Origin of the sequence: Afifella sp. IM 167, assembly GCF_020144925.1 — a bacterium.
GTDB lineage: Bacteria > Pseudomonadota > Alphaproteobacteria > Rhizobiales > Afifellaceae > Afifella.
In genome coordinates, this window is sequence record NZ_NSLC01000007.1 from 91374 (window position 1) to 103959 (window position 12586).

At 67.0% G+C, this 12586-nt stretch carries 12 protein-coding genes; 2 read left to right on the top strand and 10 right to left on the bottom strand.

Features of this window, described 5'->3' with window-relative positions; genetic code table 11:
- Positions 1-4 precede the first annotated feature (4 nt).
- Positions 5-1192: a cystathionine beta-lyase gene (gene metC, locus CLD20_RS13905; RefSeq protein WP_224407257.1), complete on the top strand. Its 1188-nt coding sequence runs from the start codon at positions 5-7 to the stop codon at positions 1190-1192.
- Positions 1193-1257: 65 nt separating this feature from the next.
- Positions 1258-1866, top strand: a complete 609-nt coding sequence (locus CLD20_RS13910; protein WP_224407258.1) for a UbiX family flavin prenyltransferase — start codon at positions 1258-1260, stop codon at positions 1864-1866.
- A 57-nt stretch (positions 1867-1923) separates the two neighbouring features.
- Here the strand turns inward: CLD20_RS13910 and CLD20_RS13915 are convergent, their stop codons facing one another.
- The 10 genes from CLD20_RS13915 to CLD20_RS13960 all read right to left on the bottom strand — a co-directional run bounded on the left by CLD20_RS13915 (position 1924) and on the right by CLD20_RS13960 (position 12586).
- Positions 1924-2430 (bottom strand): TIGR02444 family protein, encoded by a 507-nt coding sequence (locus CLD20_RS13915; RefSeq protein WP_224407259.1) that lies wholly within the window; start codon positions 2428-2430, stop codon positions 1924-1926.
- Between the two features lie 190 nt (positions 2431-2620).
- A complete protein-coding gene (locus tag CLD20_RS13920) occupies positions 2621-3784 on the bottom strand; it encodes a TRAP transporter substrate-binding protein (RefSeq protein ID WP_224407260.1) in 1164 nt (387 codons plus the stop codon).
- A gap of 282 nt (positions 3785-4066) precedes the next feature.
- A complete protein-coding gene (locus CLD20_RS13925) occupies positions 4067-4975 on the bottom strand; it encodes an NAD(P)-dependent oxidoreductase (protein WP_224407261.1) in 909 nt (302 codons plus the stop codon).
- Complete coding sequence (locus CLD20_RS13930) at positions 4972-5430, bottom strand: VOC family protein (RefSeq protein WP_224407262.1); 459 nt, start codon at positions 5428-5430, stop codon at positions 4972-4974. Before CLD20_RS13930 ends, CLD20_RS13925 begins: the two co-directional genes overlap by 4 nt.
- A gap of 47 nt (positions 5431-5477) precedes the next feature.
- Entirely contained in the window at positions 5478-7706 is a 2229-nt protein-coding gene (locus tag CLD20_RS13935; protein ID WP_224407263.1) for a thiamine pyrophosphate-dependent enzyme, read from the bottom strand.
- Positions 7703-8473, bottom strand: coding sequence for an SDR family NAD(P)-dependent oxidoreductase (locus tag CLD20_RS13940; protein WP_224407264.1), 771 nt, complete (start codon positions 8471-8473; stop codon positions 7703-7705). Before CLD20_RS13940 ends, CLD20_RS13935 begins: the two co-directional genes overlap by 4 nt.
- On the bottom strand, positions 8470-9777 hold the full coding sequence (locus tag CLD20_RS13945; protein ID WP_224407265.1) for a TRAP transporter large permease: 1308 nt from the start codon (positions 9775-9777) through the stop codon (positions 8470-8472). The genes CLD20_RS13940 and CLD20_RS13945 overlap by 4 nt, the downstream gene beginning before the upstream one ends.
- A gap of 17 nt (positions 9778-9794) precedes the next feature.
- The gene (locus tag CLD20_RS13950; RefSeq protein WP_224407266.1) at positions 9795-10307 is read right to left on the bottom strand and encodes a TRAP transporter small permease; all 513 of its coding nucleotides are present in this window, start codon (positions 10305-10307) and stop codon (positions 9795-9797) included.
- Between the two features lie 235 nt (positions 10308-10542).
- On the bottom strand, positions 10543-11343 hold the full coding sequence (locus CLD20_RS13955) for an IclR family transcriptional regulator (protein WP_224407267.1): 801 nt from the start codon (positions 11341-11343) through the stop codon (positions 10543-10545).
- Positions 11344-11584: 241 nt separating this feature from the next.
- Positions 11585-12586, bottom strand: coding sequence for a GntR family transcriptional regulator (locus CLD20_RS13960; RefSeq protein ID WP_224407268.1), 1002 nt, complete (start codon positions 12584-12586; stop codon positions 11585-11587).

The following is a 12586-nucleotide window of genomic DNA, read 5'->3' on the forward strand; positions in this document are numbered from 1 at the left end:
GCCCATGAAATCCATCTCTCACGTGACGACGCCGGACAGCAGGGAAGATCCCTGCACCTTTCTCGTCCATGGCGGGCGCGACCCGCAGCGTTTTGCCGGCCTCGTGAACACGCCCGTGCATCGCGGCTCGACGATCCTCGCGCCGGATCTGGAGACCTGGCGGGAACGATCGGCGGGTGAGCCTTTCGGCACCTATGGCCGCTTCGGCAATCCGACGACGCGAAGCCTTGAGGAGACCGTGGCGCATCTGGAGGGAGGCTATCGCAGCATCATCTTCCCCTCCGGGCTTGCCGCATGCTGCCATTCGCTGCTGGCGTTCCTGGAGGGAGGCGATCACGTCCTCATGCCCCGCTCGGTCTACGGGCCGGTGCGCGCCTTCACGCAGCGGGTGCTGGGCCGCTTTGCCATCGAGGTGGAATTCTACGACCCGCTCGCCGGAGGCAATATCCGCGACCTGATGCGCTCCAACACGCGCGTCGTCTACGTGGAATCGCCGGGCTCATGGACCTTCGAGGTCCAGGACATCCCGGCCATCGCGGAGGAGGCCCATGCGGGCGGTGCCATCGTCGTCATGGACAATTCCTGGGCCTCGCCGCTCTATTTCAAGCCGTTCGAGCACGGCGTCGACGTCTCCGTCCAGGCCGCCACGAAGTATCTCGTGGGACATTCGGATGCCCTTCTCGGCGTTGCGACGGCGCGGGAGAGCGTCTGGCCGCAGCTGCAGCACGGCGCCCACGACCTCGGCCAGACCGCCGGCCCGGACGACCTCTATCTCGCCTTGCGCGGCATTCGCACGCTCGACGTGCGGCTGAGGCGCCACTGGGAGAACGGCGTGATGCTGGCGGAAAGCCTGCTCGACCAGCCGCTCGTCAAACGGGTCCTGCATCCTGCCCTGCCCCAGGATCCGGGCCACATCATCTGGAGACGCGACTTCACCGGCGCGAGCGGCCTGTTCGGGGTGGAACTGCACCAGATGGACGACAAGGTTCTGCGCGCGCTCTTCTCGCGGCTGAAGCTCTTCGGCATCGGCCTTTCCTGGGGCGGGTTCGAGAGCCTGATCCTGCCCTACGACAAGCCCGCGCCGGGCAAGGACGGAGGCCCGCTGCTGCGCATTCATGCCGGGCTGGAAAGCGCCTCCGATCTCATCGCCGACATGAACGAGGCCCTCGCATTCGCCGCGGCAAGCGCATGAGCGCGGTAGGGGGCGCGTCTTCGCAGCGGAAGAAAAGCGTGTAACGGAAGCATCAGGAGAGCGCCTTGCCCGACCATCAGCCCGCCGGCGCACGGCCGGACCGTATCATCGTCGGCCTTTCCGGCGCCTCCGGCGTCATTTACGGGGTGCGCCTGCTGGAGCTCCTGCGCGAGGTGCCGATCGAGACGCATCTCGTGATTTCCCGCTCGGCGGCGATCACGCTCGCCCACGAGACCCGCTACAAGATCGCCGCCGTCAAGGCGCTTGCTGATGTATGCCACAGCGTCGAGGACATCGGTGCGGCGATCTCCAGCGGCTCCTTCCATACCCGCGGCATGATCGTGGCGCCCTGCTCGATCCGCACCCTTTCGGAGATCGCCTCGGGGGTCACCTCGACGCTTCTGACCCGCGCGGCGGACGTCGTGCTGAAGGAACGCCGGCGGCTGGTGCTGATGGTGCGCGAGACGCCGCTGCATCTCGGACATCTGCGCAGCATGGCGGCGGTGACGGAAATGGGCGGCGTGGTCGCCCCGCCCGTCCCGGCCTTCTACGCAAAGCCGCAATCGCTGGAAGACATGATCGACCATTCGGTCGGGCGCATTCTCGACCTCTTCGAAATTGAGGTCGGCGTCGTTCGCCGATGGCGCCAGGGTGGCGACAGCGAAAGCGATTGAGATGCGCCTCCCACCGCCCTGCCCGGCGGCGAAGGAGAACGCCCCGACGGCGGGCCGTCACATCGCTTCGATGATCCGCTCCAGGACCTGCCGGTCCTCAGCATCCGCGACGACGCCGACAGCCGTGAGATAGGTGTCCACATTGGCACGGGCGCGCTCGGCGGCGGGTGTTCCCGCGGTATCTGCGGCGCCCGGCCCGGCAGCCGCCGCTATGGCGAGCTGCTCCAGATGCTCGCAGTCGATCTCGATGCCGGCCAGCTTCTTGCGCACATCCAGAACGAGGGAAAGCTCGAGCCCTTCGGCGCCCTCCTTCATGCGCCGGCGCGTCCCGCGCAGGGGACGCACGACGTTTTCATGCCACTCCCCCGCCCGCTCCAGGATGGCGGCGAACTCCCGCGCGCCGAGCGGCGCGCGCCCGTCCGCGGCCGACCACAGGCAGAAAAGCACGATGTTGACGTCGAGACCGTGCCTTTCCTGAAGCTTCAGACAAGCCTCGGCGACACCGGGGCGCCCGTAGAGGGCGAGCGAGAAGTCCCAGAAGGGATGGGGCGGGAATGCGGGCATCGGCGCCGTCCTGTCGCCTGCGCGCGGCAGGCTGCAAGGGGTGGGAGGAAAGGCCTTGTCGAAGCGACGGGCCAGTCTCCGGCAAGCGGCGGCGGACCGCAAGAAGGCAGGACGCGAGCGGCGGGTTCCCCCGCGAATGCGATGAAAAAAACGGGCCGCGCCGGGAACGCGGCCCGAGTCTACGCCCGGTCTAGGCGTCGTGCACGTAGTACTTGGACGGCGTGTTCGCCGCCTCGTTGAGCTTGTCGAAGAGCTCTAGCGAGCCGACGAGATCCTTCTTGACGCTGTCCCATTCCGGCCGCTGCGCGCCGGCCTTTTCCTTCCACTGCGCCATCTCTTCCTCGGTCGGCGAGTAGAACTGGACGCCCGCGGCCGCCATCTCGTTCATGGCGTATTCGCGCGAGGCCGGAACCTGCGAGAGGTTCTGCAGGAAGGTGAGGTAGGCACCCCATTCGACCGCTTCGCGCGTGTCGGAATCGAGCTGCTCGAGCCAGGCGATGTTGCAGGAATAAACGCCCGCATCCGGCACGGTCCGCGCGAAGGTGACGTGCGAGACGATGTCCTTGAAGCCGAAGAGGTTGAGGCCCATCACATTCGGATCGAGCGCGTCGGCAACACCCTGGCGCAGCGCCGAGGGCGTCTCGCCCCAGGCGATCGGCGTCGGGTTGGCGCCCAGCATGTCGTAGAGCTGGGCCAGGATCTTCGAGCCCGGCACGCGGAATTTCAGGCCGCGGATATCCTCGGGGGTCCGCACCGGCTCCTCGCGCAGACCACGGCGCAGCGAGACCGTACGCGGATCGACCGGTTGATAGAGCAGCACCTGGAAGCCGTTCTTGGCGACCTTCGCATCGACTTCCTTCTTCCAGACGTCGGAGGTGACGAGGTTCACGAACTGCTGGTTGTCGCCGCACCAGTACGGAATGTTGACGAGATCGACCGTGGAGGCAAAGGGCGCGAAGTTCGCCACCGAATGCTGGCCGGCCTGGATCGTGCCGTTCTGCACCTTCTCCGCCAGCTCGGTTCCCGCGCCGAGGGCGCCGTCCGGCACCAGCCGCACATAGACCTTGCCGCGCGTGGCGTTCTGGATGTTCTCCTTCAGCTGCAGCTGCATCACCGGGAAGGTGCGCGTCGTGCCAAGGCGATAGGCGGTCGCGATCGACATCACGTGTTCGGCCGCCTTCTCGCGCTCGGCCTCTTCGGCGCGGGTCTGCGCTTCGGCCGGCTGAACGCCGAGGACGCCCGCCCCGGCCGCCACCGCGGCCGTCGTGAAGCCGGCGGTGCCGGCAAGCTTGAGGAATGTTCTCCGCTCTTCGGAGGTCGGCAGGTCTTTATTCCGGGTTGGGTCGAACGTCATGTTTTCTCCCTTGTAGAGTTATGTGGCGGCCTCTCTGGGCCCTGCTGAACGGACGCGCTCCACGTACCTGCGCTCCGCTTCCTGTCCCGCTCGGCGCAGTACAGGAAAACCATCCCCACGATCGTCGCCGCGTGGAGCAGAAGGAATTCTCCGAGTGGCGGCAGAAGCGGCACCCGGGTGGCGAGAAGGCTGGCGATTTTCGCCATGACGATGTTGCCGGCGAAGACGGCAAAGAGGAGCAGCGAAAGGGAGGCCGAAGCGGTCTTGAGAGATGGCACCGGCTTATCCTTTCCCGCCGCGCGGCGGCGATTCGATCCCCGCCAGCTTTTCCAGGATGAGCAGCAGCGCCGTGCAATCGGCCTGCGCCAGATCCATCGCCGGGGCGAGGCCGAAGAGCTCGCGGGCGGCCGCGCCCAGGAAGAGCGGGACCTTGAGGTCGTGGCCGAGCGCCAGACCGAGCGAGATGTCCTTCTCGCCGAGGACGAGCGGAAAGTCCGGCGTGATATCGCCGGCGAGGACCTTCCTGGGATAATTGACGTTGATCTGGCCGCGCCCGGCGACGGTGTTCTGCAGCACCTCGACGGCCATCTTCTCGTCGATGCCGGCCTTGCCCGCCAAAGCGAGCGTCTCGGCGGTCAGCGCCATGGTGACCATCGACATGTAGTTGTTGGCGACCTTCATGCGGATGCCGCTGCCGAGGGGTCCCATATGCAGGGCCTTGTCGGAGAAGGCCTCGAAGACCGGCGTCGCCTCGGCGAAGTCGCTCGCCTCGCCGCCGGCCATGACGAGGAGCGTGCCCCTTGCGGCGTCGGCGGGGGTGCGCCCGACCGGCGCGTCCATCATGCGGATGCCGGCCTCAGAAAGCGCCGCGGCGACCGCCAGGCTGGTGGTGGGCGAGATCGTGCTCATCTCAATAAGGAGCGCGCCTTTCGGAAGGCTTTCGCGCAGCCCGCCCGGACCGAGCGCCGCCGTCTCGACATGCGCGTCGCGCGGCAGGATCGTGAGGGCGATCGAGGCGCCCGCGCAGGCGTCGGCGATGCTGGAGGCGGCCGTGCCGCCCGCTTCTTCCAGCGCGCGCGTCTTGGCCGGGTCGATATCGTAGCCGCGCACGGTAAAGCCCGCCTGCGCCAGTCGGGCCGCCATCGGCCCTCCCATGGTGCCGAGCCCGATGAAGGCGAGAGCCGCGCTCATGAGGAAGCCTCCGCCGGAAATTCGATGAACTCCGTCACGGCGCCTTCGGGTTCGCGCAGATAGAAGGCCTTGGTGCGCCCGCCGCGCATGACCTTGGGTGGCGAGATGGCCGGATAGCCCGCCTCCTGGGTGCGGGCGTAGACGGCATCCACATCCTCGACCTCGAAGGCGAGATGGGTGTAGCCGAAGTCGCACTGCCGGCGCGGATCCTTGGCGCCGTGCGGCCGGTAGTACTTGAAGAGCTCGATGCGATGTGCGCCGAGGCGCAGGAGCGCCCAGCGGATCATCGCCCCGGCCTCGCCCACCACCTCGCCGAGCTCCGGCTCCTGGCGATGGTCGATCTCGCCCTCCAGCTCGAAGCCCACGAACTTGACAAAGAAGTCCCGGGCGCGCTCGAAGTCGGTGACGCAGAGCGCGGTGTGGTGAACGCCCTTCACGGTTGCGGCGATGCTCATCGCGCTTTCCTCCTCATGCCGCCCGCCTCCTCATGCCGCCCGCCTCCTCATGCCGCCCGACGTCGGTCGATCATGGCGCGCAGTCCCTTTTCGACGTCCTGCGGCCGGGCGAAGGCGGCGGCCTCCAGGACCTTGGAAACGACGGCCGAGGATTCGGTGCCGGTGACGTGGACGATCTCGTGATCGAGCCAGTCGAAGAGGCGGGTCTGGGCGTCGCTGACGATGCGCGAGCCGATCGAGGTGCCGCGCGTCGTGCGTTCGGCGATCATCAGCGCGTTGGTGCGCTGCACGCTCGTCTCGACGGTCTCCCAGTCGAGGCCGAGCGGGTCGAGCGTGCGCAGGTCGATGACTTCGGCGTCGAGCCCGGTCCGTTCGGCGACCTCGCAGCAGGTGTCGACCATCGGCCCGTAGCTGAGGATCGTCGCCGCCCTGCCCTCGCGCGCGATCCGCGCCTTGCCGAAGGGGACGATGTAGTTCCAGTCGTCCTTGTGCACGAAGCCGCGCTTCTGGAAGAGCTCATTGTATTCCAGGACGAGCACGGGGTCGTCGCAGGCCACGGCGGCGTTGAGAAGGCCGATATAATCGTGCGGCGTAGTGGCGGCGACGATGCGCCAGCCCGGATAGAGGGCGAAGAGGCCGGCCGCATCCATCGAGTGCTGCGAGCCGTAGCCCGTGCCCTGCGAGACGCGGCTCCTGACCACCACCGGTACCGGGAAATCCCCGCCGAACATGTGGCGCACCTTGCCGATCTGGTTGAACAGCTGATCGGCGGCGACGAGCGCGAAATCGGGATACATGATCTCGATGACGGGCCGCATGCCGTTGAGCGCCGCGCCGAGGGCAAGACCGGTAAAGCCGTTCTCGCAGATCGGGGTGCCGATGAGGCGCTCGGGAAAGCGTTCGCCGATGCCGCGCGTGGCGCCAGCCGTGCCGCCGCGCAGGCGATGCACGTCCTCGCCGAAGATGGCGAGCCCGTCGAACTTTTCCATGTTGCGCAGCATGGCCGCCGAGATGACGTCGATGAACTTCACCTCGCTCCGGTCCTCCGGCGCAATCTCGCCTTCCTCCAGACGGGGCAGCCCATCGAGCTCTGAAAGGTCGCCCCGGATGCCCTCCTCCACCGCTTCCGGATCCGGCCAGAGCGAGGGCTGCAAACGGCGGGTCTTCTTGTCCGAATAGTTCTCGATCAGCCGGGCAAGAACGCCGTCGATCACACCGTCGACCCGCTCCTTGAGGGCGGCGATGCCCTTTTCGTCGATCACCCCGAGCCGCTCCAGCTGGGCCGGATAGGTCACCAGCGGGTCACGGGCGCTCCACTCTTCCTCCTCGTCCTTGTTGCGGTAGCCGAAAGCACTGCCCTTGAGCGCCCCCGACTGGTGGAGATAGCGGTAGGTGCGCGCCTCCAGCACCACGGGACCGGATCTGTCGGCGATGATCTGCTTGGCGGTCTGCATCGCCCGCCGCGCCGCGATGACGTCCATCCCGTCGAAGGTGATGGAGGGGATGCCGAGGCCGAGGCCGCGCGCGCTCAGCCGCGTCTCGCGCGTCTGTTCGCTGACATGGGTGGAAACGGCGTAGAGGTTGTTCTCGATGAAGAAGACGGTCGGCGTGTCGTAGAGCGCGGCGAGGTTCATCGCCTCGTAGCTGGTGCCGTTCTGCGTCGCCCCGTCGCCAAAGAAGGCGACGGAAACCGCGTCGCGGCCGGCCATGCGATCGGCGAAGGCATAGCCCACGGCATGGGGCGGGTTGCCGCCGACGATGGCGTTGGAGCCGAGCACCCCCGCCTCCTGCCAGCGCAGATGCATGGAGCCGCCGCGACCGCCGCAGAAGCCGGCGGAAAGACCCAGGATCTCGGCATAGGTGCGGAAGACCACGTCCTCCAGCCCCTGGGGGAAGCCCTGCTCCAGCGGCGAGTAGCCCTCCATCCTGGAATGGTTGAGCGTCTTCGCCAGGAACTGGTGATGCATACGGTGGGTGCCGTTGATCTTGTCGAGCGAATCCAGCGCGGACATCGCTCCCACCGCCGCGCCCTCCTGGCCGATGCTCGCATGGGCGGGACCGTGCAGGATCCCTTCGGCGCTGAGCTCCAGAAGGCGCTCCTCGAAGGTGCGGATCAGGGCAAGCTGCTCCAGCATCACGACGAGCTCGGTCCGATCCACAGCGAGCACGTCCTCGTCGGCGACCGTCAGCGCCCACCACGGCGTGTCGAGTTCGAGGCGCTCCAGCCCCGGATAGGTCTTGGCGCCCCGCTCCTTGGTGCCGTTCTTTTTGTTCATCGGGCGGTCAATCCTCCATCGAGGTACAGGGTCTGTCCGGTCATGAATGCCGAGGCGTCGGAGGCGAGGTAGATCGCCAGGCCGTGAATGTCGGAGAGTTCGCCATTGCGGCCGACGCAGGTGCGCGCCGCCATCTGGGCGACCAGCTCGGCGTTGTCGTAAAGGCCGCGCGTCAGCTCCGTCGGGAAGAGGCCCGGGGCGATGGCGTTGCAGGTGATGCCCTGCCCCGACCAGGCCTCGGCCATCGCCCGGGTGAGCTGGACGACGCCGCCCTTGGAGGCGCCGTAGGGAACGCTGTCGGCGAAGGCGCGCTTGGACTGCAGCGAGGCGATGTTGACGACGCGGCCCCGGCCCTTCCGCGCCATCGCCGGCACGAGGGCCTGGGCGAGGAAGAAGGGCACGGCGAGATTGAGGTCGAGCGTGGCGGCCCAGCTCTCCCGCGTCACCTCGCCGGCCTTCTGGCGAAGATTGGTGCCGGCCGCGTTGACCAGGATGTCCGGCTCGACGCCGCGCTCGCGCAGGGTCCCGGCGAGCTCTTCCACGCCGTCCGGCGCGGAAAGATCGGCCGCAAGGGCATGCGCCTCGCCCCCGCCATCGGCGATGGCGGCGCAGATCTCCTCAAGGCGCTCGGCGCGGCGCGCGACCAGGGTGACGGCGGCTCCGGCGGAGGCCAGCGCGCGCGCCATCTCCGCCCCGAGCCCGGCGCTTCCGCCCGTCACCAGCGCGTGACGGCCCGAGAGGGAAAACAGAGAGGCAAGAGCGGTCATGGCATCCACCACAGCGACAGGGCCGGCACGAAGGCGATGAGGAGCACGACGAGAAGGATCGACACCACGTAGGGCACCGATCGCGCCGCGACCGAGAGTATCGGGTCGCCCGTGACGGAGGTGATGACGAAGAGATTGAGCCCGAGAGGCGGCGTGATGAAGCCGACGCCGAGCGAGGTAATCATGAAGATGCAGAACTGGATGTCGTTCATGCCGATCTCCTGCGCCAGCGGGAACATGATCGGCGCCAGGATGACGATGTTCGGCGTCGCCTCCATGATGCAGCCCGCGACCAGGAAGACGGCCAGCATCAGCAGCGTGATGAGGGTCGGGTCGTCGGTAAGCGAACGGATGAGGCCGGCAAATCCCTGCGGCACCTGCACGAGCGTCAGCGCCTGGGCGAGCGGCAGGGCGACGGCGATGATCGGCACGATGATGCCGTTCACCTTGGCCGAGCTCCACAGCATGTCGGGAATGTCGGCGAAGGTGAGCGTGCCCTGGGCGAAGCCGATGATGAGCGTGACGGCCACGGCGGCGGCGGCGGCCTCGGTCGGCGTGAAGACGCCGGAATAGATGCCGCCGAGGATGATGAAGGGGATCGCCAGCGCGTATTTGCCGTCCCACATCGCATGGCGCCAGCGCGTGAAGGAGAACTTCGCGCCGCTATCCTCGTAGCCGTGGACCCGGTTCAGCACGATGTTGGTGAACATGATCGCCAGAAGCACGAGGATGCCCGGCACGATCGCGGCGACGAAGAGGCTAGCGGCGGAAATGCCGAGGATCATGCCGATGATGATGTAGGCGATGGAGGGCGGGATGAGGATGCCGGTGCAGGCGCCCGCTGCGACCAGCGCCGAAGCGTAGCTTGGCGGATAGCCCTTCTCGACGAGCCGGCCATAGGTCATGCGCCCGACCGCGGCGCAGCCGGCGGCGTCGGAGCCGGAGATGGAAGAGAAGAAACCACAGCCGAGCACGGTCGAGGTGCCCATGCCGGAGCGCAGCGAGCCGGCCGTCGCTTCCGCCACATCCAGCAGCTTCTTCGACAGGCCGGTGCGCACCAGAGCATCGCCCGTCAGGAGATATAGCGGGATGGCGATGAGCGCGTAATGGTTGACGCCGCCGAAGAGGCTCTCGCCGAGAAGGGAGAGCGGCAGAACGTCGGTCAGCCACAGCATCAGCAGCGCCGTCAGGCCGAGCGAGATCCACACCGGCACGGCGAGGACGAAGAGCACGCCGAGCATGACCAGGGAGAGCGTGACCTCCCAGCCGATCTCAAGCGCCGCATCCATGGGCTGATAGAGCATTCGGTGACCTCTCGCGCTCAGTCGAAGAGCTTTTCGCCCTCTTCGGGCCTGCGCCCATGTCTGAAATTGCCGAGGTCGTCCCACAGCACCATGAGGGCGCGGATGACCACCAGCGTGAAACCGAGCGGCACTGCGACCAGGAACCATGCCCGCGACAGGCGCAGGCCCTCCGTCACCGAGCCGAAGCGCAGAGACGTCATGATGGGATCGAGCGACCAGTAGACCGCAAAGACGGCGAAGACGATCACCGCCACGTTGCCGAAGGCGGAAAGGAGCGCGGCGGGACGGGGCGGAAGCAGGTTGGCGAGGATGTCGAAGCGGATATGGGCGCGGTTGCGAATGCCGACCGCGGCGCTGATCCAGACGAGATAGATGAAGGCGAAGCGCGCCGCCTCCTCGCCCCAGAGCGAGGAATAGTCGAACACGAAGCGCCGCAACACCTCGATGACGATCACCAGGGTGATGAAGGCATAGAGCCAAAGCATCGCCCAGCGTTCGGCGCTGTCGTTCAGGCGGGCCAGAATTCTCATGTGGCCGCCGCCGGATTCCGGCGAACGGCCGATGCCTGAGCATCGCATCTGCGCATGGCCATCCTCCCTCGGCGCTGCGCTGGCTTCCAAAGTCTCTTGGCCCCCATTGGGGCCTTATCATTATTTGATTATTTTCATCTCGGAAAATGATGACGTCAAGCAGGATTCGGATGAATCGACACAAAGCGCACGAGCGCGCGCCGTCTCCTTCGACATCAGAATTGCGTGGAAAGCCCTAGAACTCGTAGCTTTGCGCAAGGCGCGCAGCCGCCTCCTGCATGAGCGGAAGATGGCTCTTCAGCTCGTCCAGGGTGACCCTGGCGCTCGGGGCCGCGATCCCCAGGGCGAGGACGGCGGACGGCGATTCGACCTCGATCGGCACCGCCACGCCGAGCACGCCCTTGAAGCACTCCTCGTTGTCGAAGGCGACGCGCTCGCGCGCAATCCGGTCGAGTTCCTCAAGCAGCGGATCGAGATCGCAGATGGTACGGGGAGTATGGCGCTCCAGGGGCATCGCCCGCAGGAGCCTCTCGCGCTGGTGGCCCGGCAAACGGCTCAGCAAGAGCTTGCCGATCGCCGAACAATAGACCGGAACCTGGCTGCCCGCCTCAAGCCGCAGGGCGAGCGGCCAGGAGGCCTCGACCCGGTCCAGATAGACGACGCGGCCGCTATTGATCATGCCGACGTTACAGGTCTCGCGTGTGGCGGCGGCGAGTTGCTGCAGCACTTCGCGGCGCGCGCCGCGCTGGGCCGCTCCGCGCATCGTCGCCATGGCGAGCCCCGTCAGCCGCTCGCCCTCGATCAGCCGCCCGGTCCCGACCTCGCGCTGCAGGAGCCCGAGCTTGATGAGGTTGCTGACGATGCGATTGGCGCTCGGCCGAGGGATATTGAGCGATTCGGCAATTTCCGCGACGCCGAGCGAGCGGTCCGGATCCGCCGTCGCCAGACTCAGCACATCGAACACCTTGGCCAGCGGCCCGTTCGGGGGATTGCGGTCGGGCGCCTTCTGCCCTGCCCCGGAATTCTTCGTTCTCATCGCCTCGCCTTCGTGGGCGCTTCCGCGAGTCGCCCGGCAGCCCACCTCTCAGCGCCAGCCCCCGCGCCCTGCGCGCTCCGGCATGTATGCCCGTCACATATGCGCGAGCGGCTATAGAAAGGTGCCCGCAAGGTCAACAAGAAGTGGTCCGACGGAAGCGGCCCCTCGCCGCTTAAGAAGCAAGGAACGGGCCAGAGCGCCGGTGCCAGCCTGCCATCACCGGCAGAGGTCTTCGCAGCGATCAGGCCCGCGAGACGCTGAGATAGTTCGGCATCTTCAGGTCGGCCACCCGGGCGGCGATCTCGAACCGCTGCAGCCAGCGCCCCTGGGCGACCTTCAAATGGTCGACCAGATACTGGGCGGCCTTTTCCGGTTGCCCTTCGAGGAGGCATTGGAGGATGTGCAGGTGCTCTTTCAGCGCGTCCTCGATCAGCTCCATCGGGATCGCCAGAAGCGGGTCGGTGAGATATCGGGTCGGGACGAAGAGGAGCTGCGTGCGCTCCAGCGCCGCGAGAATCTCGAGGTTCGGGCAGAAGGAGAGAAGCGTGCTGTGAAGATGGACCTCGACGCGGTCGAACTCGGCACTGGCGATCGGTGAACGGCTCAAGACGTTGACCGTCTGCTCGCGCGCACGTTCGACCTCCCCGGCCGGCATCAGGGGGTAGGCCTGCAGCAAAGCCTGCGGCTCGAGGATCCAGCGCAGCTCGTAGAGATGGCCGATGCGCTCGGGCGTCACCTTGTGGGCGTGCCAGTGGCCGGCCCGGTCCTTTACGACGAGGCCGACGCCGTTCATGCGCGCCAGGACATCGCGCGTCACCGTGCGGCTGACACCGAAATGCTCGCCAAGCGTCTGCTCGTTGATCTGCACCGAGCCGAAGAGGACGCGCATGGCGATCTCCTTCTCCAGCTCGGTGTACATGTGCTCCCATTGGCGCGTCGTATCGAGGCGCAGGCTGTCGAGCACAGCCAGTTCGCCGGGGCGCGGCGAGGCAATCGCACTGACGATCGTGTAGCCCTGGCCGCCATCGATCTCCATGAGGAGGCCGTCATTGCGCAGGTCGATCAGCGCCGCGCGCGCAGGCGAGCGGCTGACGGAAAAAGCCTTGGCGACCTGCGTCTCCATCACCCGCTCGCCGCCCTTGATGCGGCCGTTCTCGATCATCGTCTTCAGCAGCGTGTAGATCCGCTGGCTGAGCGACCGGCCACGGGCTTGCCCCCGGTGAGCTGGCGTTTTTTCGGTCAT